Source organism: Myxococcus sp. AB056, from assembly GCF_006547365.1.
GTDB lineage: Bacteria > Myxococcota > Myxococcia > Myxococcales > Myxococcaceae > Myxococcus > Myxococcus virescens.
In genome coordinates this window covers 1-19,491 of record NZ_VHLB01000063.1, presented here as the reverse complement: position 1 = coordinate 19,491, position 19,491 = coordinate 1, and the positions used below count along the sequence as shown (strand labels likewise).

Here is a 19,491-nt window from a genome sequence, read left to right as displayed (position 1 = left end):
AAAGGCAGACGGCCCGGTGGCAGGCATCGTCAGCGCAGGTACGCAGTGCCTTGAAAAGATGCGAGCAGCCGCTCTTCGGCGTCGAGGACACGCACTTCATACGTGGCGAGCTTGCGTCCGCGAGAGAGCTCCGTGGCCCGTGCCTCAATGGGGCCGTCTCCGGCCGGGGCCAGGTACGCGATGTTGGCCTGGACTCCGATCGCCGTCTGTCCGTGCGAGTTGCAGGCGGTGGCGAAGGCGATGTCCGCCAGCGCGAAGATCACCGCACCGTGCACGGTGCCCAGCCCGTTTTTCCGGCCACTGGGTGTGGGAAGACGGACACGTGCCCTGCCCGGACCGACCTCCAACAGCTCGACTCCGAGTTCACGCGCGAAGGCATCCTTCTCGAAGTACTCCACTCCTGCCGTGTTTTCGTTCATGTTCCGAACATGGCGTGAGGCGGCCTCTGGCGACAGAGGCGCAGCGGACAAGGAATATGGCAAAACGGACAAGCAGCAGCCGGAACACGCGCGTCGGCATCTGCCTTTTTCCGGGAGTCTGGGCGTCGAGCGCGAGCCTCGCGAAGGACCTGGTCCACATCGCTGCGGTGATCGCGCGGGCGAGGCCGGGTAACGGCACCATCGAGGCCCGGTTCCTCGGCGCGCAGCCGGGAGACGTGCCGACCGCAACTGGTGCGCCGATGCGCGCCGTGGAGTCCTGGTCCACCACCGACGTCGACGTGCTCATCCTTCCGTCGCTGGCCATCCCATTCTTGGAGCCCTCCCTACGTCTACCGGGACTGGTGGGATGGATCATCGAACAGCATCACCGCGGATGCAGGGTGCTCGCGATGGCCACGGGGAGCTGGTTGCTCGCGGAGACGGGCTTGCTCGACGGCCACACGGCGACCACCCACTGGGCCTGCGTGGACCGTTTTCGCCGCCAGTACCCGGCGGTCAACTGGGCAAGCGAGCAACGCATCGCGGTCACAGGGCGGCTCGTGACCGCGCGCGACATGGGCGCGTCAGCAATGGCGCTCTGCCATGTGATTGGCCGCATGTTGAGTGTGCCGATCGCCGAGCGCACATATCAATACTCGCTCATCCATGAGCCCAGCGCCGAGGCGTTGCCCTTGTTGCACACAATACCGCTCCGCGACCACGGAGACCCGCAGGTCCTCAAGGTCCAGGACTGGCTCGAAGCGCACCATGGCGAGCCCATCTCGGCGACGGACGCCGCCCGGTTGGTGCACATGAGCCCGCGAAACCTGCGGCGTCGATTCCTCGCAGCGACCGGCCAGACGCTGTCCGCGTATCTCACCGAGGTGCGTCTCGCGCGTGCGCGGGCGCTGCTGCTCTCCACCGACGAGCCTGTCTCTCAAATCGCATGCCGTGTCGGCTACGAAGACGCCTCCACCTTCACCGCGCTCTTCAGTCGGCGCCACGGGCTGACGCCGAGCGCCTATCGGAAGACCTCGGCGAATACGGTGGCATGAGTGGGCCTGCTCCGGATGGAAGGTGGGCCGTGGCGGACGTCAGCCTTGGACGTGCTGTTATTCGTCGCTGACAGGGTCCAGCAGGTAGCTGATGCGCACCATGAACTCGCGGGAGAAGACAGGCATGGGCGCGTGGCCGCCGTTGTAGGGCTGGGCGATGCGGAAGTTCGTGCCGGTCAGGTTGTAGACGCCCGCGCCAATCTCCAGACCGCGCGTGCCCACATCCTGCGCGCGCACGAAGAGGTTGAGCAGTAGCTGCGTGGGGAGCTCCTCTACCGCCGCGTTGCCCTCGTCATCCGGCACGTCCACGGCGTAGCGCTTGCCCACGAGGACGGCGGTGGGGCTGACGGTGAGCCAGGGCAGCACCTTGATGCTGCCGGTGAGCGCGGCCTTGTGAGTGGGCATGCCCGTGAAGGCGTTGGGCTGTCCGGGGACCTGGTAGTCCTCCACGTCATTGCGGCCTGACGGCGTGTAGAACGAATAGTTGAGGGCGGCGCGGCCCCAGCTTCCGCGCACGTGGTAGTCCAGCTCGACGCCGCGGCTGCCCAGGCGTCCGAGGTTCCGGTAGGCCTCCGTGTTCGTCACCGCGTCGTATGAATAGATGATGGGGTCCGCCACGCCCATGTCGAAGGCGTTGGCGCTCAGTGCGTGGCCTTCTCCCATGCGCAGCGTGCCCTCCAACTCGAGCACGGTGGTGCGCTCGGGCCGGACGTCGGCGCCCAGGCTGATGTTCTCGATGCTCGGCGCGCGGAAGGCGCGGCTGAACAAGGCCTTGCCGCTGAACGGCCCGAAGCTGCGCAGCAGCACCAGCCGCGGCACGAAGGACTCACCGAAGGCGCTGTGGTTCTCCACGCGCGCGCCAGCCACCACGTTGACGAACGGATTGACGGAGAAGGCCTCCACGAAGCCCGCCAGATTCACGTAGGAGACGCTGTCGGCCTCCTCGGGGCCGAAGCCCGTCTGGAGGCCCACGCCCACCGGGCCGTTGACCCACCCCTGGTCGGACGTCACATCAAAGCCGCCGGTGAGCTGCAGCCAGTCCAGCGCCGCCCAGCGCGCCAGCGTCCGCCCTCGCAGGCGCAGCACCTGCTTGTCGTAGAAGAAGGGCGAATCCTGGTCCGAGTCACTGAAGGGCTTGGAGAATGTGAGGTTGAGGCGAGGGATGATTTCCACCCGCTCGTCCGGGCGGAACCTGTCACTCAGCTCCGCGTGGAGGGACTCGAAGTCGGTGGGCGCGGGCGCCTCCAACACTTCGTCGAAGGCGACAATGGCGGAGGTGCCATAGCGTTGGTACAGCACGCTGAGCTGCAGGTCCTTGTAGCCCACGCCCGCCTGCACCATCGTCGGGTCCAGCCGCGAGTTGCCACCCAACTGCGCGGAGTTGCCGAAGAAGTCCTGGAAGACGCCGCTGCTGCGCTGCGCCTGCGACAGTCCGGCGGACGCGAAGATGCTCAGGCCCGGCGCGGACTCGAAGACCTTGCGGCCGGAGACGGTGAGCCCCCGCCGGCCGTTCACACTGCCCATCTGTCCGTACATGCCGGACACCATCAGGTCCGTGCTGCCCTGGACGCCGCGCGTGACGACGTTGATGACGGCGAGCTCCGCGTTGCCGCCGTAGATGACGGAGCCGGGGCCGCGCACCACTTCGATGCGCTCGATGAGCTCGATGGGGAACTCGTTGCCCAACTGCATCGTGGAGTAGAGCTGCTCGTTCATCTCCTTGCCGTCCACGACGAGCAGCACCTTGCCCTCGTAGCCCCACAGGCCGCGGAAGCCGGGGCCGACCGCGCCCTGGGTGTCCACGCCGAAGAAGAAGCCCGGAATCTGCAGCAGCAGGTCCATCAAGTCGCGGGCGCCGGAGTTGCGAATCTCCTCCGCGTTCATCGCCGTGACGACGGCGGGGGATTCCTGGAGCCGGGTGACGGCGAAGGAGGCCACCTGGCTGTGAACCTCTGGCTCCTCGTCACCCAGGCTCCCCGCGTCGGTGTCCTGGGCGAGCGCGGGACTGGCGCACAGGAGGAGCAGGGCTCCGATGGAAGGTTCGGACCACCTACGGCAGCGGCGCATATCGACCTCGATGCGGAAAGGGAGCGCGGCTCGCCGCGCGAACGGCCTTCAGGTCAGCGGATGCGGACGGCGGTGCTCTGGTCCGCCACGACGTCGACGGTCAGCTTCCGCTTCACCACGCCATTGACGCGGACCTCCACGCGCGCGGGCCCCGCGGGAAGTCCCTGGGCGACGAGCGGCGGGAAGCCATACGGCCGGTTGTTGATCCACACCTCGCCGTAGAGGCCGGGAGACGTCACATCCAGGCGGCCCTTGCCCGTCGCCGTGGGAGCGGCGGTGGCCACGGACGGCTCGGCGGTGGGAGGCGACTCGGCGCGCGCCGCGGTGGCAGCGGGGCTGGTGGGCGCGGGCGTGGCGGCGGGAGGCGGCGCCTCCACGGAGGCCGGTGCGGTCGCCGTGGGCCTTGGGGCGGGAGCGAGCTCGGCGGTGAGGTCGCGGTTGAGGGAGCGCACGTCGTCCTCGCCCAACTGCACCGTCTCCTCGGCCAGCGTGCGCTCACCCTGCGCGAGCGCCACGCGGTACGTCCCCGCGCGCAGCGGCAGCCGCGCCGGCGTGAGGTCCATGGGCTTGCCGTCCACCCGCACCATCAGCCCGGGGGGCGTGGACGTCACCAGCAGCAACCCGCCGCGTGCCTCGTCCGTGGAAGCGGACTCCTGGCGTGGCTGAGCCCGGGCTGTGCCGCGCGCCGGACGCGTGCGCTGGACGGAGCGCGTGGGAGCCGGCGTGGGCTCACGTTGGGCGCGGGCCTGCTCGCCTTGCTGACGCGCCTGCTCTCGCGTTCGCAACTCGGCCGCGATGCGCAGCAGCTCCACGAGGTCGCCCTGGTCGTCCTTGCGCAGCCGCAGCGCCTCTGTGAAGTCGGAGACGGCCGCGTCGTAGTCGCGGTCCTCCAGCGCGGCCAGTCCCGCGGCGCGACGGGCCCGGGCCAGGCCGTCGTTCGGGTCCTCTCGCGGAGGTGCCTCGGGCGCGGTGGGCGGCGCGGCGGGCGGCGTGTGGGTGATGGCGCCCGGCGTGGCCTGGGGGGCGCTGTCGCGCCGGCTTCGCACCACGCGGTAGGCCACCGCGTTGGCGGCGAGCGTGCCCAGGATGATGACGGCAATCCACGTCTTCTGTTTCATCAGGGTCTCGTTGCCGCGCCGTCTGCGCCGGGCGGCAGCCGCTCAAGGGGCCAGTAACCAGAACAGCGCTGTGCCCAGGGCCGCGCAGCCCGCGGCCAGGGCGATTCCCCACGGAAAGCCTTGGGGGCCTGTGTCGAGCGGCACCTCCACGGCGCCATGCGCCCGCGTTGCGGCGGAGGTGCTGCTCAGCTCTCGCTTGGGCTCGGCGCTGGGGGCGGGCGTCCGGCCCGTGGCGGAGTTGCTGCCATGAGAGGTGCTGGAGGCGGGCAGCGCGGTGGGCGGCTGGCCCGTGATGCTGGGGGGAAACAGCTCGGCGACGAGCGCCGCCATCTCATGCGTTCCCGACGCCCACTGCTGGGCGGCGCGGAAGCGCTCCAGGTCGTCACGCAGCTCCCGGGCGCTCTGGTATCGCGCGGAGGGGTCCTTCTGCAGCAGCCGGAGGATGATGCGCTCCAGCTCCTCGGGGAAGTCGGGCGTCCCCTCCGACGGCGGCGGCACGTTCGCCTGGGACGCGGCCATGATGGTGGCCTCCAGCGTGTCGCGCTTGAACAGGCGGCGCCCGGTGGCGGCCTCGTAGAGGACGATGCCCAGCGAATACAGGTCGGAGCGGTGGTCCAGCTCCTGGCTGGTGATCTGCTCCGGGGACATGTACGGGTACTTGCCCTTCACCACCCCGGCGACGGTGCGCTCCGCGTTGACGGCGCTCTTCACGATGCCGAAGTCCGCCAGCTTGATGATGCCGTCGCGCGACACCAGCACGTTGCCCGGCGTGACGTCACGGTGCACCAGCATGAGGGGCGTTCCATCCGGCAGCGTCTTCGCGTGCGCGTACGCGAGCGCGTCCGCCACCGCGAGCCCCACGTCCACCGCCACGCGAGTCCCCACCACCCGGCCGCTCCGGAGGGCCTGCCGCAGCAGCCGGTCCAACGAGTGGCCCTGAATCCACTCCATGGCCAGGTAGTACTGGCCGTCCACCCGCCCGAAGTCGAAGACCTGCACGATGTTCGGGTGCGTCAGCAGCGCGGCGACCTTCGCCTCGTCCGCGAACATGCGGCTGAACGACTCCAGGCTGGCGTACTCCGGCAGGACGCGCTTGATGACGCAGGACTTGGAGAACCCGTCGGGGCCGTCGATGGAGGCCAGATAGAGCTGGGCCATCCCGCCGGTCGCCAGCTGCTGGACAAGCCTGTACTTGCCGAAAGAGCTGTCCTCGTTGTCCAACGTCGTCCCCAGGTATTTGCTGGAAAACGAGGAAGATATTGTTAGTGCCCCTACCCCACAAGTTTCCAGCCAGGTGGCAACTCTGTTGCAACCGTGGGGCTGGAGGCGGTGTGGGCTCAGCGGCGCTTGGGCCGGGACTTCTTGGCGGCTGTCTTCTTCCGGCGGGGCTTGCGCGGCGGCTTCGTCACCTCGGCGAAGCGCGCGCCCGCGATGCCGGCATGCTCCAGGGCCTCCTTGATGCCCTCGGACACGATGAGGCTCACCGGCCAGCCCCAGGTGCGGAACACCCGGGCGCCGTTCGTCTTCGTGGGATCGACCCGGAGTCCGCGGACGTTGCGGTAGTGCCCTACGCGCTCGGGGAGTCCATCCTCGGCGGTGTAGTGGATGACCTCCTCGCAGGCCCGGTCGTCGATGCAGCGCACCAGCCGGGTGGCGACGAGGATGAAGTGGGGCTCGTCGCGGTCCTCCACCTCCACAGGCAGCAATTGCACGTCATCGGGGGCCAGCTCCCGGAAGACAGAGGCCACCCGCGCGGAGACGACGGGGGTGAGCCCCGCGCCCGCGAGCGAGAAGTCCAGCGGCAGTCCGGGTGGCGTCACCGCCAGGCGCAGCTTGCCCACGCTCCGCACCCGGGCGCCGGAGGTGAAGAGCCAGACGGAGTCCAGCTTCCGGCGGACATCCACCGCCACCGGGTCGCTCAGCTCGGGCCGGCCGGGAATGCGGAAGTCGTCGTGGAGGTCGAAGTAGCGCGTCAGCCGGGAGGTGCGTGGCGGTGAGCGGCGCGCGGCCGGCTTCTTCGTCCGGGGCCGCCCGTCAGCGGCCACGTCTGAGAGGAGCATCTGCCGGGGGGCACCCGGCGTGGGGCCGGGGCCTCTTATCGGGGAGCGTCGCGTCAGGACGCGGAGCGCCTCGGTGAGCCGCCTGAACATTCGCCAATGTTACTTCCCCTGCCCGCGTCATGGGGGAGGAAGAAGCGGCGGACCGGGCTCCTGCCGCCTTCCTGCCCGCCCGCGGTCCTGCGGCTACCAGGTGGTGTGCAGCGAGTAGCTCGCGGCCCGGGTGTCCAGGCTGAGGAAGGAGAACTGCCCCTCCGAGCACGTGCCGCTGTTGAGGAACAGCTTGCTGCCGTGCTCCACCCGCAGGCCCAGGTGGGTGTGGCCGGTGACGACGACGTCCGCGTGATGTGCGTTGGCCCGCTCCATGGCCCAGCGCTGGAAGGTGCACCGCGCCGGGTCCGGCAGCGCGTTGGTGATTTTCAAGTCCAGCGCCTGGAACCAGCGGAACATCGCCCGCATCCGCATCCGCCGCAGCCACGCCCCGGCCCACACCGCCGCCTCCGACAGCAGGCGCGCCTTGCGAATCATCCAGTCGTGGTGGTGTCCGTGGGTGAACAGCATTCGCACGCCGTCCGCCTCCAGAATCATCTGGTCGGGCGCCCCCAGCACGGTGCCCGCCACCAGGTCGTGGTTGCCGTGGATGTAGTGGTAGCGCGGCAGCTCGAAGCGCCGGACGATTTCCGGGTGCGCCGCGCGGGCCGCTAGCAGCTCGGCCACCTTCCGCCCCGGCGTGCGCGGGGTGAGCGTTTCGAAGATGTCCCCGAGCAGCACGATGCGCTCGAAGTTGCCTTCCAAGAAACGGAGGAACCGCAGGAAGCCGGAGTCGTCGTGCCCGAAGTGGTCGGCGGCATCACGCCGCCCGAGATGTAGGTCCGAAATCACCGCGATCCGCATGCGCTCTCCCAAAGTGCCCTGGAAAGGTAGGGACTGCGTGCGGCAGCGGAATGGTCGGCGCGCGAAAATCTCGCTGCAACCGGATGCCATTCGTGTGTCGCCACGATGCACCTTTCCTCTTGGCCCGGCATCACTGGAGCCAGATCCGGGGCTCCCGCCACCCTGCGCACGACCGGCGCATTCGTCCATGAGACCTGTGTGCTTTGTGTCGCGACGCGGATGAACCGCGTTTCGGCACCGGACATCCGCAGGCCCGCATCTCGCGCTTCCGCACATTGACTTGAATTCGTGTCCATTTGACACTAACTAGGTGTCCTGAAGACACGAAGCGGGGCGGAGGGCCCATGGTCATCGGCTACATGAAGGCGGCACCGACGACGTACGTGATGCAGTTCAAGGCGGGAAAGGTGGTCCGGGAGGGGGCGGGGCTCTCGTTCTTCTACTGGAAGCCGTCGGCGACGCTGGTGTCGGTGCCGCTGTCCAGCGCGGACGTGCCCTTCGTCTTCAACGAAGTCACACGGGACTTCCAGGCGGTGACGCTGCAAGGGCAGCTCACGTGGCGCGTCACCGACCCGCGCCGGCTTGCATCGTTGCTGGACTACTCCTTGGCCCCCACGGGGCGCTACCACTCGGACGACCCGGAGAAGCTCGAGGAGCGGCTGGTGCAGGTGGCGCAGGTGCGGGCGCGCTCGGTGGTGCAGGGGCTGACGCTGCGCGAGGTGCTGGTGCGCTCGGACGCCATCGAGCAGCAGGTGCTCGCGGCCCTGGCCGTGGCGGAGCCGGTGAAGGCGCTGGGCGTGGAGGTCATGGCCTTCTCGCTGCTGTCGGTGAAGCCGGCGCCGGAGATGGCGCGGGCGCTGGAGGCCGAGGCGCGCGAGGCGCTGCAACGCAACGCGGATGAAGCCATCTACGCGCGCCGCAACGCCGCGGTGGAGCAGGAGCGGCGCATCAAGGAGAGCGAGCTGGCCACGGAGTTGGCGGTGGAGGCGCGGCAGCGGCAGATTCGCGAGGCGAAGATGGCCGCGGACATCGCCGTGGAGGAGCAGCGCGCCGCGCTGATGACGCGCTGGAGCGACAACGAGCGACAGGCTGCGGACGCCCGCGCGTACGCGCTGGAGAAGACGCTGGCCCCCGTGCGTGGGGTGGATTGGAAGACGCTGATGGCCACGTCGGCCAGTGGCGGGGACCCGGCGCTCAACATCGCCCTGGCCTTCCGGGAGATGGCGGAGAACGCGCAGCGCATCGGCGAGCTGAACGTGTCGCCGGACCTCCTGCAGTCGCTGGTGGGCGCGGCGGGCCGCGAGCGCTGAGGCGAAGGAGGGGACCATGTACGAGAAAATCGTGCTCGTCACCCGCCGCACGCGCATGGCGGGCCTGGTGGAGCGCTTCAACACCAAGAAGCAGGCGAAGTTCTACGTGGAGCACGCGGGGCAGGACTTCGATGAGTTCACCCGCGAGGACGAAACCTACCGGTGCAACGTGGACGCGCTGCGGGAGTCGCTGTCCTTCGGGCTGCCGGTGCAGCAGGTGGACCGGAGCCTGGTGCCCACCTTCCTCTTCACCGGCAAGGAGGTGGTGGTCGTCGCGGGGCAGGACGGGCTGGTGGCGAACGTGGCGAAGTACGTGGGGGAGCAGCCGCTGGTGGGCGTGAATCCGGACCCGGAGCGCTTCGACGGCGTGCTGTTGCCCCATTCGGTTTCGGGGGCGCGCGGGGCGGTGCGGCGCGTGTTGGAGGGCAAGGCGGCCTTCAAGCGCGTGACGTTGGCGGAGGCGCGGCTGGATGACGGGCAGCGGCTGCTGGCCTTCAATGACTTGTTCATCGGGGCGCGCTCCCACGTGTCCGCGCGCTACCGGCTGCGCACCGGGGACCAGGAGGAGTCCCAGTCCTCCAGCGGCGTGGTGGTGTCCACGGGCGCGGGCGCCACCGGGTGGTTGTCCTCCATCTTCAACCTGGCGCGAGGCGTGACGGCCCACGCGGGTGGCGTACCGTGCGCGCCCGTGCGCCTGGGCTGGGAGGACCCGCAGTTGATTTTCGTGGTGCGCGAACCCTTCGCCAGCCGTCACTCGGGCGCCAGTCTGGTGATGGGCGACGTGACGGAGGAGCGCGAGCTGGTGCTGGAGTCGCGAATGGCGTCGGAGGGCGTCATCTTCAGCGACGGCGTGGAGGAGGACTTCCTCCGCTTCGGCGCGGGTGCCACCGCGCGCATCCGCCCCGCGCGGCAGCGAGCCATGTTGGTGGCGGGCTGACGGCGCGCCACCCCGCGCGGAAGCACGGTCCGCGCGAGGCTCGCGTCCTGGCCATCAGGGCGTGACGGTGACCTCCACCACGGGGCATGGCACTTCCGCCGGGCGGAATCCGCCATTCGGAGCGGGCACCGGTTCGCCTTCCCGGGCGACGTCCATCAGCGGGCCTCGGAACGCGATGCGGTACGTTCCCGGCGCCTGCAAGTCATAGAAGCGAGCGATGTCCACCTTGCCTTCCACCGAGGTGCCAGGGGAGAGGGCGACGTAGCTGTCGGCCGTGGGCGGCCCGCGCTTCGCCATGGGCCCCCGGTACTCGAGCGAGTCACCGTCACGGGACACGTCGAAGATGTTGTTGCGTACGCCCTCCAGCGGCGTGTGCCAGCCGAGCACGCGCAGGGATTGCGCCGTGGGATTGCTGAGCTCGAACACCAGCTCCACGGGTTCGCCCGCGCTCACCCGCGCCGGGCCGCTCAGCGTGCACGTCAAGGTCGTTGCCATGGCTTGGGTCTCCTGAGCCGCTTCAGCGGATGGCGCGACGTCCTGTCGCGCCGCGCACGCGCTGCCCAGCATTCCCAGGGACAGCGCCGCGATGCCCCACCGCCTACCGGAAGAGTTGAACATGGGCCCACGATAACGCGCCCGGAACGCGCGCAGCCCGGTGTTCTGCGTGACGAAGCCGTGGCCGTCCTTCGCGGCGCAATCCCTGCGCACGGAAGCGGTGTGCCGCCACGTCACGCTGGGTGGGCATAGGTGACGAGCAGCATCACCACGCCCACCACCTTCAGGGCTATCAACAGGCCCATGTTGAGCACCACTTCGTCGAAAAAGTTCTCATCGGGGAACATCATGACGGCGCTCCTTCCGCCTCGCGTGTATCGCGAGACAGAAAGACATTGAGCAAGGCCTGGGCCAACGCGCGTCCTCGCACGGCGGAGACGTGCTTCCTGCGTCCATCCCTCTGGGAGCGCCGGCGTTTTCGCCCAAGTGAAATGACGTGGTGACCCACGCGGTCAGCCGCGTCCGTCCGCGCATGGGATTCACGCGTGCGGTGCTGGCACCCGTACGAAGCGTATCGGAACGCCGTGCGGGCCCCCTAGGATGCGGGCCATGCGAACGCTCATCTCCTCCCTTGTCTGCCTGCTGATGGCGGCGTGTGCCCATGCGCCGGCCTCCGCTCCCGAATCCGCGCCGCCCGCCGAGGCCCCCGCGGCCACGCCGTCCGCTGAAGCCCTGGCGACCCCCACGCCCGTCGCGGGGCTGCCCCACATGGAGCCGCCCGCCGCGCCGATGCCCGGCTGGGTGCAGGTGCGCAAGGCGCATGCGTTGTCGCGGGAAGAGAAGTTCGCGGAGGCGCTGGCGCTCTATGAAGAGGCCCTGGACGCGGGGAATCGGGACCCGTACGCCGCGTACTCCGCGGCGTGTTCGGCGGCCCGGCTCGGACGGAAGGACGTCGCGCTGCGCAGGTTGGCCCAGTCCGTGGACCTGGGCTTCCGGGACGTGGGGTGGTTGTTGCAGGACTCGGACCTGGAGCCGCTGCGCGAGGAGCTGGTGTACCTCGCGCAGGTGGAGCGCATCACCACGCTCCCGGACCCCCATCCCACCTCGAGTTCAGAGCTGAAGACGCTCTTCGTGGAGGACCAGATGGACCGTCAGAGGCCGCTCGAAGGGGCGGACGCGTGGAAGCGGGTCGCCGAGCGGGATGCGCAGCGGCGCGAGCGCGTGAAGGCCATGCTGGCCGAAGGCGCGTTGAAGGAAGGCGCGGACTTCCTGTCCGCGGGGTTCATCTTCCAGCACGGCAACACGCCGGAGGACTACGCCATGGCAAGGCAGATGGGCGCGGAGGCCGCGAAGCGAGGCCACCCGCGCGGCCTGTGGCTGGCCGCGGCGGCCTGGGACCGCTGGCTGATGAACGCCAACCTTCCGCAGCGCTTCGGCACCCAGTACCGCATCAACCCGGAATCGAAGGAGATGACGCTCCACCCGGTGGACCCCAACGTCACGGACGAGGAGCGCGCGCGCTGGGGCTTCCCGCCGCTCGCGGAGATTCCGACCGTCCTGCGGCGCTAGCCGCAGTGGTGCTCCGGGACGCTGGGGCCCGGAGCCACCTTGCGTGCCCCTCCGCTCGCTACTTCGCGGCGGAGGCCGGCGCGCCACCTTCCTGCGCCAGCGCGCGCACCAGCTCGAGCGCGCGCCGTACGTGCTCGCTGACGCGAATCTGCGACTCGAAGCTGTCGCGGACGATGCCCGACCGGTCCACCACGAAGGTCACCCGTCCGGGCAAGAGGCCCAGGAACGACGAGGACACGCCGAAGGCCTCACGCGCCTCGCCGCGCGCGTCGCTGAGCAGCTTGAAGGGCAGCCGGTGCTTCGCCGCGAAGCCCTCATGCGAGCCCACCGAATCACCGCTGATGCCCACCACCTCCGCGCCCGCGGCGACGAAGTCCTCGTACTGGTCCCTCAGTCCACAGGCCTGCGCCGTGCAACCGGGCGAGTCGTCCTTCGGATAGAAGTAGACGACCAATACCTTCTGACCCACCAGGTCTCGCAGCCGCACCGACTGCCCACCCGCGCCGGTGAGGGTGATGTCCGGTACCGCATCGCCTTGCTTCAGCAGCTTCGTCTTGGCCATGACGTCCTCGCGTCGCCCCGGAGTCTGGCCGGTGCGTTCAACGCCGGCCTCATCCCATCTGGCCCGCCGCATCCCCACAAGTAATCCGCCGTGCCGAAAACGGGCGTCAAAGACGACCTCTGGATGCCTGCTTGCCTCTCGGGCGGTTGATACGGCGCCTAATGATGGGCGTCCTTCTCGACGCACCCTGGAAGTCGCCAGCGCATCTCATAGAGTGTGGGGAAGCGGTGTCGCTCCCCCGTCCGGCAGGCGACAGCCCTGTGCGCGGCCGGACCCGAAATTTCGGGCACCATCGCTGTGGTCGTCTTAGCTTTCGAGGCGGGAAGAGACAGCTTAGGTCAGAGGTCAGGGCGGAAACTTTCGCCGGAGTTGCGCGCCGCACGGTTCAGGCGTAGGACGCAGCTTCGGGGGGTTGGTCAGGAGCGGACATGGTCGGCCTCGTCGTCGCAGCGCACGGACGTCTGGCGGAGGAGCTGGTCTCCACCGCGGAGCAGATCGTGGGAGAGCTTCCCGCGGTGGCAGCCTGTAACATCGAGCCTGGAACTCCTGTCGAGGACATCCGGGCGAAGATGAAGCAAGCGATCGCCCGCGTGGATGAGGGTGCGGGTGTCATCATCCTGGCCGACCTCTTCGGAGGTACGCCCTGTAAGGAGTCGCTGATGATGTGTCAGCGAATGAATGTGGAGGTCCTTGCTGGCGTCAACCTGCCCATGCTGCTGAAGGCGAACTCGCTCCGTTCGGAGCAGTTGTCGCTACCGGAGATGGCCAACCAGCTGGCTTCGCACGGCCAGCGCAACATCACCTGCGCATCCGCCCTGCTTCGCGAGGCACAGCAGCCGCGAACTTGACGGACCCGCGCGGGTCGGCGATTCGAGACTGCCGTGATCACCCTGGTCCGCGTCGACAACCGCCTCATCCATGGTCAGGTCGTCGAGGCCTGGCTCCCGTTCCTCAAAGTCTCCCGGGTGGTCGTGGCGGATGACGAGGCGGCTTCCAGTCCTCTCATCCGCGCCGCCATGGCCCTGGCCGTCCAGAGCGCCATCGAGGTGCAGATTCTGCCCCTGTCCCAGGTGGACTTCGCCGCCCTGTCCAAGGACGGTGTGCGCACCCTGGTGTTGCTGAGGGATGTCGCCTCGGTGCCCTTCGCGCATGCGCACGGGCTGGCCATGGATGAGCTGAATCTGGGCAACGTACACTTCGGCACCGGCCGCAGGCAGGTCTCCCCGTCCGTCTTCCTGGCGGAGGCCGAGCTGACGACGCTCCAGCAGCTGGCCGACCAGGGCGTCCGGGTGACAGCCCGCGCGGTGCCCGCCGAGAAGCCCGTGGACCTGCCGGACCTCCGCGAGCGGTGGGCGAAGGCCGGGTGAGCGCGTGAGCGTCGTCTGGACCCAGGTGGCGCTTGCGGGACTGTGGGGCGGACTGGTGGCATTGGAACGCAAGGCGTTCCTCCAGGCCATGATGTCCCGGCCCCTGGTCGCAGCCACGGTCATGGGCGCACTGCTCGATGACGTCGCATCGGGTCTGGCCATCGGCATGCTCCTGGAGCTGTTCTTCCTGGGCACCGCCAACCTGGGCGCCGCGCTGCCGGAGAACGACACCCTGGCGGCCACTGGCACTAGCGCCGCCGCGGCCACGTTGTCCGCGGCCACGGGCGCGGGCTCCACGCCGGCCATCTGGTCGCTCGCCGTGCTGCTCTTCATCGGCCTGGGACGCGTGGGCCGCAAGGGTGACCGGCTGCTGGAGGGCTACACGGCGCGGCTGGCCCGGGTGGCGCTGGCCTCCGCGGAGGCGGGGAACATCACCCGCGCCATGCGGCAGAACCTGTGGGGGATGTGGCCCCACTTCGCCGTGTACGGCACGCTCACCGCGCTCTGCGCGCTGCTGGGCTTCTTCATCGAACCGTTGCTCCAGGCGCTGCCCCCCGTGGTGGTGCGCGGGTTGGCGTGGGCCTGGCCGGCCATGGCGTCCGTGGCGGCGGCCATCGCGGCGCAGGGCAGCCACGCGCGGCGCGCGCCGCTCTTCGCGGGGCTGGGCGCGGCGGTGGTGACGGCGTCCGTCGTGTGCGTCATCCTCCTGGAGGGCCGATGAGCGCGCCCCCGGCCGCGCTGCCCTTCGGCGTGCTGCTGCGCGTCTTCCTTCGCTCGCTCTTCCTCCAGGCGTCGTGGAACCCCAAGGGCATGCAGAACCTGGGGCTGGCCTACGCCGTCTATCCCGCGCTGGAGGCGCTGTACCCACAGGGGCCCGCGCGCGAGGAGGCGGTGCGCCGGCATCTCGTCTTCTTCAACACGCACCCCTACGTCGCGGCGGCGATTGTCGGTGGCGTCATCAACCACGAGGAGCGCATTGCCCGGGGGGAGGAGACGCCGGACAAGGTGGTGGCCTTCAAGGCCGCGCTCATGGGGCCCCTGGCCGCGCTGGGGGACGGCTTCTTCTGGCTGTCCCTCAAGCCCGCGACGGGGGCGGTGAGCGCCGCGCTGGTGCCGCTGCTGGGCGTGTGGGCGGTGCCCCTGTTCCTGGCGCTCTACAATCTGGTGCACCTGCTGCTGCGGGTGCGCCTGTACTGGCTGGGCCTGACGCTGGGCGACAGGCTGGTGGAAGCAGTGGCTCGCGCCAACCTCCCCGCGCGGGGGGCCCGGCTGCGGGCGGTGGCGGCGGCGAGCGCGGGCGGTGTGGCCGCCTGGCTCGCGGTGTCATTCGGGGCCAACGCGGGTGGGCTGTATGCGCCCCTGCTGGCGGCCGGATGCCTGGCCCTGGGGGTGGCGTCCTACGTGCTGGTCAGCCGTCGGGTGCCGAACTACGTGGTGCTCTATGTCGCGGCGGGCCTGGCCTGCGTGGCGGGAGCATTCCTCTAAGGAGAGTGGGAGTCGCGATGGCAAGCGTGGTCGAAGGGACATACGAGATCATCAACGCGCTGGGGCTGCACGCCCGGGCCGCGGCGCAGATGGTCAAGGTGGCCAACCGGTTCAAGAGCGAGGTCACCATCGAAGCCCAGGGACAGCGGGCCAATGCCAAATCCATCATGGGCGTGCTGATGCTCGCCGCCGCCCAGGGCACCCAGGTGAAGCTCACCTGCAAGGGCGACGACGCGGATGCCTGTCTCCAGGAGCTGGCGAAGCTCATTGGTGACCGTTTCGGCGAGGCGCAGTGAAGGGTTGGTCGGAAAACGCGGTAGACGAACAGGATTGGAAGGAACCGTGAGCAGCCAGGCCACCCCCACTCTGAGGTTGTTGGGCATCGGCGCCTCTCCCGGCGTGGCGGTGGGGCACGCCTTCATCCTGGACCGCAAACGCATCCGCACGCCCAAGCTGCGGCTGGCGGAGGCGGAGGTCGAGCCCGAGCGGATGCGGATGAAGACAGCCATTGACCTGTCCGACCGCCAGCTCGCCGAGCTGAAGGAACAGATTACGCGCACCGAGGGCAGCGACCACGCCCTCATCCTCGAGGCGCACCGGTTGATGCTCCACGACCCCATGCTCGTGGACGAGGTGAACCGGCTCATCATCGAGGACCGCATCAACGCCGAGTGGGCCGTCCGGCGCGTGGCGCGCAAAATCAAGCACCTGTTCGACAACATCCCCGACGAGTACTTCCGCGAGCGCCGCTCGGACGTGGACTACGTCGCCGACCGAATCATCCGCAACCTGATGGGGCAGGTGGTGGATGAGGAAGTGGAGGTCCCCGCGGAGGCCATTGTCGTCGCGCACGACTTGTCTCCGGCGGACGCGGCGCTGATGGCGCGCAGCGGCCGGGTGGGTGGCTTCGTGACGGACCTGGGCGGCCAGACGAGCCACACCGCCATTGTCGCCCGCGCGCGGGAGACGCCCGCGGTGGTGGGCGCCGGCCGGGCCAGCGAACAGATTTCGCCGGGCGACCTGGTGGCCATGGATGGCATCCGGGGCGTGGTGCTGGTGAACCCCTCGGACGAGCAGCTCGCCGGCTTCCGCGAGGAGCAGCGCCGCTACCAGGAGAGCGAGCGGCTGGCCCTGGCGACCAAGGACCTGCCCGCCGTCAGCACCGACGGCTTCCAGATTCGCCTCAACGGCAACATCGAATTCCTGGAGGAAATCCCCTCGCTGCTGGCGCACGGCGCGGAGGGCATTGGCCTGTACCGCACCGAGTTCATGTTCCTGGACCGGAAGACGGCGCCCACCGAGGAGGAGCACTACCGCGCCTACCGCCAGGTGCTGGAGGCCATGGGCGGGCGCCCCGTCACCATCCGCACGTTGGATTTGGGCGGCGACAAGGTGCCGGGCAAGACGAAGCACGAGAAGGAACCCAACCCGGCCATGGGCCTGCGAGCCATCCGGTACTGCCTGTCCAACCGGGAGCTGTTCCGCACCCAGCTGCGCGCCCTGCTGCGCGCCAGCGTGCACGGCAACTTGCGGCTGATGTTCCCCCTCATCTGCGGGGTGAGTGAGCTGCGTGAGGCCCGCAGCGAGCTGGAGGCCTGCCGCACGGAGCTGGGCCGCGCGGGTGTCCCCGTGGGCAAGCGCTTCCCCGTGGGCATCATGGTGGAGACGCCCAGCGCGGCCACCATCGCCGACCGGCTGGCCCAGGAGGCGGACTTCTTCTCGGTGGGGACCAACGACCTCATCCAGTACTCGCTGGCCATCGACCGCCAGAATCGCGAGGTCGCCTACCTCTACCGGCCCCTCCACCTGTCCGTGCTCCGGCAACTGCGCGGCATCATCGACGCGGGCCGGGCGGCCAACATCCCCGTGTCCATGTGTGGGGAAATGGCGGGGGATCCGCTCTACACGCTGGTGCTGCTGGCGCTGGGCTTCGACGAGCTGTCCATGACGTCGGGGCAGATTCCGGTGGTGAAGCGCTTCCTGCGCCGGGTGAGCCGCGTGGACGCCATGGAGCTGCTTCAGAACGCCATGGAGCTGACCACGGCGGAGGAAATCGAGCGCTACGTGCGCACGGAGATGGACCGCCGCTTCAGTGAGACGATGGAGCCGGGCGCGCCGGGCGTCGGGAACGCGGAGCCGGCGGACCACGAGCCCTCCGAGCACGGGGCTTCGCCCTCGGGGCGGAACACGGCCTGACCCCGCGCCCGTGAGGGCGGGGCAGACGGCGGTGGCTTGCCAACATGCCTACCGGACCCGGAGGGGATTCCGGACGCGAGCCGTCGTGTGCAACTTGCCGGGACGACCACACGGGCTCGCCCCAGGAGCAAGCATGTTCAACCCCGCCAACATCCAGATGGGTATGACCGCGAGAGACCGGGACGGTGAGAAGGTGGGCACCATCATCGCCGCGGACGCGGCGGGTTTCTTCATCGGCAGGGGGCACCTCTTCACGCGCGACTGCCGGCTGTCCTTCTCGGATGTGGCGGACATCGATGGGGAGGACGTCTACCTGCGTGAGGAGTTGTCGCACCTGCCGGACCTCAAGCCGGAGGCCCTGGCGCCCGCGCGGCGGACCTCCACCACGGCGGGCCTGCCGCTCCAGCACGATTTGACGGGCGGATTGGGCTGGGCGGACGACGAGACCGACGAAGAGTCCCAGGTATCGTCTCCGGCGCGGGAGCCCTCCGGCATGCAGCAGTGGGCCAGCGGGGAGGGCGAAGCGGCGCCTCGTCGCGAGGCGCCTTCCGCGGATGCGCGGCGGTACACGCGCCACTGAGCGCCCCCGCCGCGGCGTTGCTCACCAGCTCGACTTGATGACGCCGGGAATCTCTCCCCGGAGCGCCTTCTCACGGAACGCGATGCGAGACAGGCCGAAGCGCCTCAGGTTGCCCCGGGGCCTTCCCGTCAGCGCGCAGCGATTCGTCACGCGGTTGGGGTTCGAGTCGCGGGGCAGTGACGCCAGCGCGTCCTGCGCCGCGCGCCTTTCTTCATGGGGCAGGGTGAGGTCACGGATGCGCGCCTTCAGCGCCGCGCGGCGCTTCGCGTACTTCGCGACCAGGGCCTTGCGCTGCGCGTTGCGCGCGACCTTGCTCTTCTTCGCCATGGCTGTGTCTTTCTTTCTCAGGGGGCGGGGGAGGGACGACGTTCAGGTGGGACGGCGGCGCCGGGGATTCGTCCGCGTCGTCCGCCCCGACGTCGACGAGCAGCGGGGGCGCGAACTCACGGCCATGAAGCCGGTGCCGCGCGGCGGCCCGGAGGCGGGGCGGCCGGGTGGGGCGTCCATCGCGCCGACGCATCAGAGCTTCACTCCCTCCGCGAGCAGCTCCCGCACCACGCGGTCGATGCCGCGCTGGTTGATGATGCGGATGCCGTGCGTGCTCACCCGCAGCTTCACGAAGCGGTTCATGCTGGGCACCCAGAAGCGGTGCCACTGGAGGTTCGGCAGCGAGCGCCGCTTGTGCCGGTTGTTGGCGTGGGAGACGGTGTTGCCGACGAGCGGCCGCTTCCCGGTGACCTGACAGACCTTCGACATGGTGGGGTCCTCTAGAGTGCTTCGATGGAGAGAAAGAGCCGCCGCCGGCCACTGCTGGCGATGGCGGGGGAGCGGTGCACGGCGCCGTTGCCCTGATTGCCGGGCCAGGACTCGCCCTTGAGGAGCGCCACGTCGAAGCGCTCCAGCGCGTGGACGGGCGCGCCGGGCCGCGTGACGTCACCCGAGGCACCCAGCGCGCCGCGCGCGACGTGCGCGTTCTCCAGCCATTCGGTGGCCGGCCCCGCGTAGGTGCAGAGCAGCCGGACGCCTACGCGGTCCACGTGGAAGCGCGGGCACATGTCGCTGGCCAGGATGTGAAGGCGTACGCCCAGCTCCGCCGCGCCGAACAGGTCCGTGTAGAGGCGCAGCAGGAAGTGCACGTCCGTGAGCCAGGCCTCGAAATGGGGCCCCTGGGGCAGCCCCTCCACCCGGCGCCGCAAATCCGGCGCGTCGCCTCGTACGCGGGCGATGAGGTCCAGCTCGCGGGTGGCCGCCACGTCGCTGAGCCAGTGCGCCAGCGGCGCGTCCAGGCCCCGGCGCCACACGCAGAGGTTGAGGTCCTCGCGGTAGATGCCCGCGAGCTCCTCGGGCGTCCACACGAAGGCATGGGCGGGCGGAGCGGCG

At 69.6% G+C, this 19,491-nt stretch carries 22 protein-coding genes; 11 read left to right on the top strand and 11 right to left on the bottom strand.

Annotation, left to right across the window (positions count from 1 at the left end):
- Positions 1–29 precede the first annotated feature (29 nt).
- The gene (locus tag FMP39_RS24825) at positions 30–419 is read right to left on the bottom strand and encodes a PaaI family thioesterase (RefSeq protein WP_141592691.1); all 390 of its coding nucleotides are present in this window, start codon (positions 417–419) and stop codon (positions 30–32) included.
- A gap of 56 nt (positions 420–475) precedes the next feature.
- On the opposite strand from FMP39_RS24825, the gene FMP39_RS24820 reads away from it, so the two are divergent.
- A complete protein-coding gene (locus FMP39_RS24820) occupies positions 476–1,474 on the top strand; it encodes a GlxA family transcriptional regulator (protein ID WP_141592690.1) in 999 nt (332 codons plus the stop codon).
- A 57-nt stretch (positions 1,475–1,531) separates the two neighbouring features.
- Here the strand turns inward: FMP39_RS24820 and FMP39_RS24815 are convergent, their stop codons facing one another.
- The 5 genes from FMP39_RS24815 to FMP39_RS24795 form a co-directional block, all read right to left on the bottom strand.
- Positions 1,532–3,541 (bottom strand): TonB-dependent siderophore receptor, encoded by a 2,010-nt coding sequence (locus FMP39_RS24815; protein ID WP_141592689.1) that lies wholly within the window; start codon positions 3,539–3,541, stop codon positions 1,532–1,534.
- Between the two features lie 53 nt (positions 3,542–3,594).
- Complete coding sequence (locus tag FMP39_RS24810) at positions 3,595–4,659, bottom strand: PEGA domain-containing protein (protein WP_141592688.1); 1,065 nt, start codon at positions 4,657–4,659, stop codon at positions 3,595–3,597.
- A gap of 42 nt (positions 4,660–4,701) precedes the next feature.
- Entirely contained in the window at positions 4,702–5,817 is a 1,116-nt protein-coding gene (locus tag FMP39_RS24805) for a serine/threonine-protein kinase (protein ID WP_255508538.1), read from the bottom strand.
- A gap of 179 nt (positions 5,818–5,996) precedes the next feature.
- Positions 5,997–6,719, bottom strand: coding sequence for a DUF1629 domain-containing protein (locus FMP39_RS24800; RefSeq protein ID WP_141592686.1), 723 nt, complete (start codon positions 6,717–6,719; stop codon positions 5,997–5,999).
- Positions 6,720–6,902: 183 nt separating this feature from the next.
- Positions 6,903–7,610: a UDP-2,3-diacylglucosamine diphosphatase gene (locus FMP39_RS24795; RefSeq protein WP_141592685.1), complete on the bottom strand. Its 708-nt coding sequence runs from the start codon at positions 7,608–7,610 to the stop codon at positions 6,903–6,905.
- A 344-nt stretch (positions 7,611–7,954) separates the two neighbouring features.
- Between FMP39_RS24795 and FMP39_RS24790 the strand changes: the two genes are divergently transcribed.
- Both FMP39_RS24790 and FMP39_RS24785 read left to right on the top strand, forming a co-directional pair.
- Positions 7,955–8,920, top strand: coding sequence for an SPFH domain-containing protein (locus FMP39_RS24790; RefSeq protein ID WP_141592684.1), 966 nt, complete (start codon positions 7,955–7,957; stop codon positions 8,918–8,920).
- 16 nt (positions 8,921–8,936) lie between these two features.
- A complete protein-coding gene (locus tag FMP39_RS24785; RefSeq protein ID WP_141592683.1) occupies positions 8,937–9,857 on the top strand; it encodes an NAD+ kinase in 921 nt (306 codons plus the stop codon).
- A 54-nt stretch (positions 9,858–9,911) separates the two neighbouring features.
- On the opposite strand, the gene FMP39_RS24780 is transcribed toward FMP39_RS24785, so the two are convergent.
- Positions 9,912–10,352 carry a protease gene (locus tag FMP39_RS24780; protein ID WP_228558301.1) on the bottom strand — a complete coding sequence of 147 codons (441 nt, stop codon included), beginning with the start codon at positions 10,350–10,352 and terminating at the stop codon, positions 9,912–9,914.
- A 609-nt stretch (positions 10,353–10,961) separates the two neighbouring features.
- On the opposite strand from FMP39_RS24780, the gene FMP39_RS24775 reads away from it, so the two are divergent.
- Positions 10,962–11,921 (top strand): hypothetical protein, encoded by a 960-nt coding sequence (locus FMP39_RS24775; RefSeq protein ID WP_228558300.1) that lies wholly within the window; start codon positions 10,962–10,964, stop codon positions 11,919–11,921.
- Positions 11,922–11,979: 58 nt separating this feature from the next.
- Here the strand turns inward: FMP39_RS24775 and FMP39_RS24770 are convergent, their stop codons facing one another.
- Positions 11,980–12,483: a peroxiredoxin gene (locus FMP39_RS24770; protein WP_090488292.1), complete on the bottom strand. Its 504-nt coding sequence runs from the start codon at positions 12,481–12,483 to the stop codon at positions 11,980–11,982.
- A gap of 428 nt (positions 12,484–12,911) precedes the next feature.
- Between FMP39_RS24770 and FMP39_RS24765 the strand changes: the two genes are divergently transcribed.
- The 7 genes from FMP39_RS24765 (at position 12,912) to FMP39_RS24735 (ending at position 18,111) form a co-directional block, all read left to right on the top strand.
- Positions 12,912–13,331 carry a PTS sugar transporter subunit IIA gene (locus tag FMP39_RS24765; protein WP_011556465.1) on the top strand — a complete coding sequence of 140 codons (420 nt, stop codon included), beginning with the start codon at positions 12,912–12,914 and terminating at the stop codon, positions 13,329–13,331.
- A 33-nt stretch (positions 13,332–13,364) separates the two neighbouring features.
- A complete protein-coding gene (locus tag FMP39_RS24760) occupies positions 13,365–13,850 on the top strand; it encodes a PTS sugar transporter subunit IIB (RefSeq protein WP_141257940.1) in 486 nt (161 codons plus the stop codon).
- Between the two features lie 4 nt (positions 13,851–13,854).
- Positions 13,855–14,571 (top strand): PTS sugar transporter subunit IIC, encoded by a 717-nt coding sequence (locus FMP39_RS24755; RefSeq protein ID WP_141592680.1) that lies wholly within the window; start codon positions 13,855–13,857, stop codon positions 14,569–14,571.
- Positions 14,568–15,335 (top strand): PTS system mannose/fructose/sorbose family transporter subunit IID, encoded by a 768-nt coding sequence (locus tag FMP39_RS24750; RefSeq protein ID WP_141592679.1) that lies wholly within the window; start codon positions 14,568–14,570, stop codon positions 15,333–15,335. The genes FMP39_RS24755 and FMP39_RS24750 overlap by 4 nt, the downstream gene beginning before the upstream one ends.
- A 17-nt stretch (positions 15,336–15,352) precedes the next feature.
- Positions 15,353–15,631, top strand: a complete 279-nt coding sequence (locus FMP39_RS24745) for an HPr family phosphocarrier protein (RefSeq protein ID WP_002633201.1) — start codon at positions 15,353–15,355, stop codon at positions 15,629–15,631.
- Positions 15,632–15,677: 46 nt separating this feature from the next.
- Positions 15,678–17,531 (top strand): phosphoenolpyruvate--protein phosphotransferase, encoded by a 1,854-nt coding sequence (ptsP, locus tag FMP39_RS24740; protein ID WP_141592678.1) that lies wholly within the window; start codon positions 15,678–15,680, stop codon positions 17,529–17,531.
- 133 nt (positions 17,532–17,664) lie between these two features.
- Positions 17,665–18,111, top strand: coding sequence for a hypothetical protein (locus tag FMP39_RS24735; RefSeq protein ID WP_194858551.1), 447 nt, complete (start codon positions 17,665–17,667; stop codon positions 18,109–18,111).
- A 21-nt stretch (positions 18,112–18,132) separates the two neighbouring features.
- On the opposite strand, the gene rpsN is transcribed toward FMP39_RS24735, so the two are convergent.
- The 3 genes from rpsN to FMP39_RS24720 all read right to left on the bottom strand — a co-directional run.
- Positions 18,133–18,438 carry a 30S ribosomal protein S14 gene (rpsN, locus tag FMP39_RS24730; protein WP_141592676.1) on the bottom strand — a complete coding sequence of 102 codons (306 nt, stop codon included), beginning with the start codon at positions 18,436–18,438 and terminating at the stop codon, positions 18,133–18,135.
- A gap of 192 nt (positions 18,439–18,630) precedes the next feature.
- A complete protein-coding gene (gene rpmB, locus FMP39_RS24725; RefSeq protein ID WP_011556457.1) occupies positions 18,631–18,867 on the bottom strand; it encodes a 50S ribosomal protein L28 in 237 nt (78 codons plus the stop codon).
- 11 nt (positions 18,868–18,878) lie between these two features.
- A partial coding sequence (locus FMP39_RS24720; protein WP_141592674.1) for a DUF1826 domain-containing protein occupies positions 18,879–19,491 on the bottom strand: 613 nt, incomplete at its 5' end.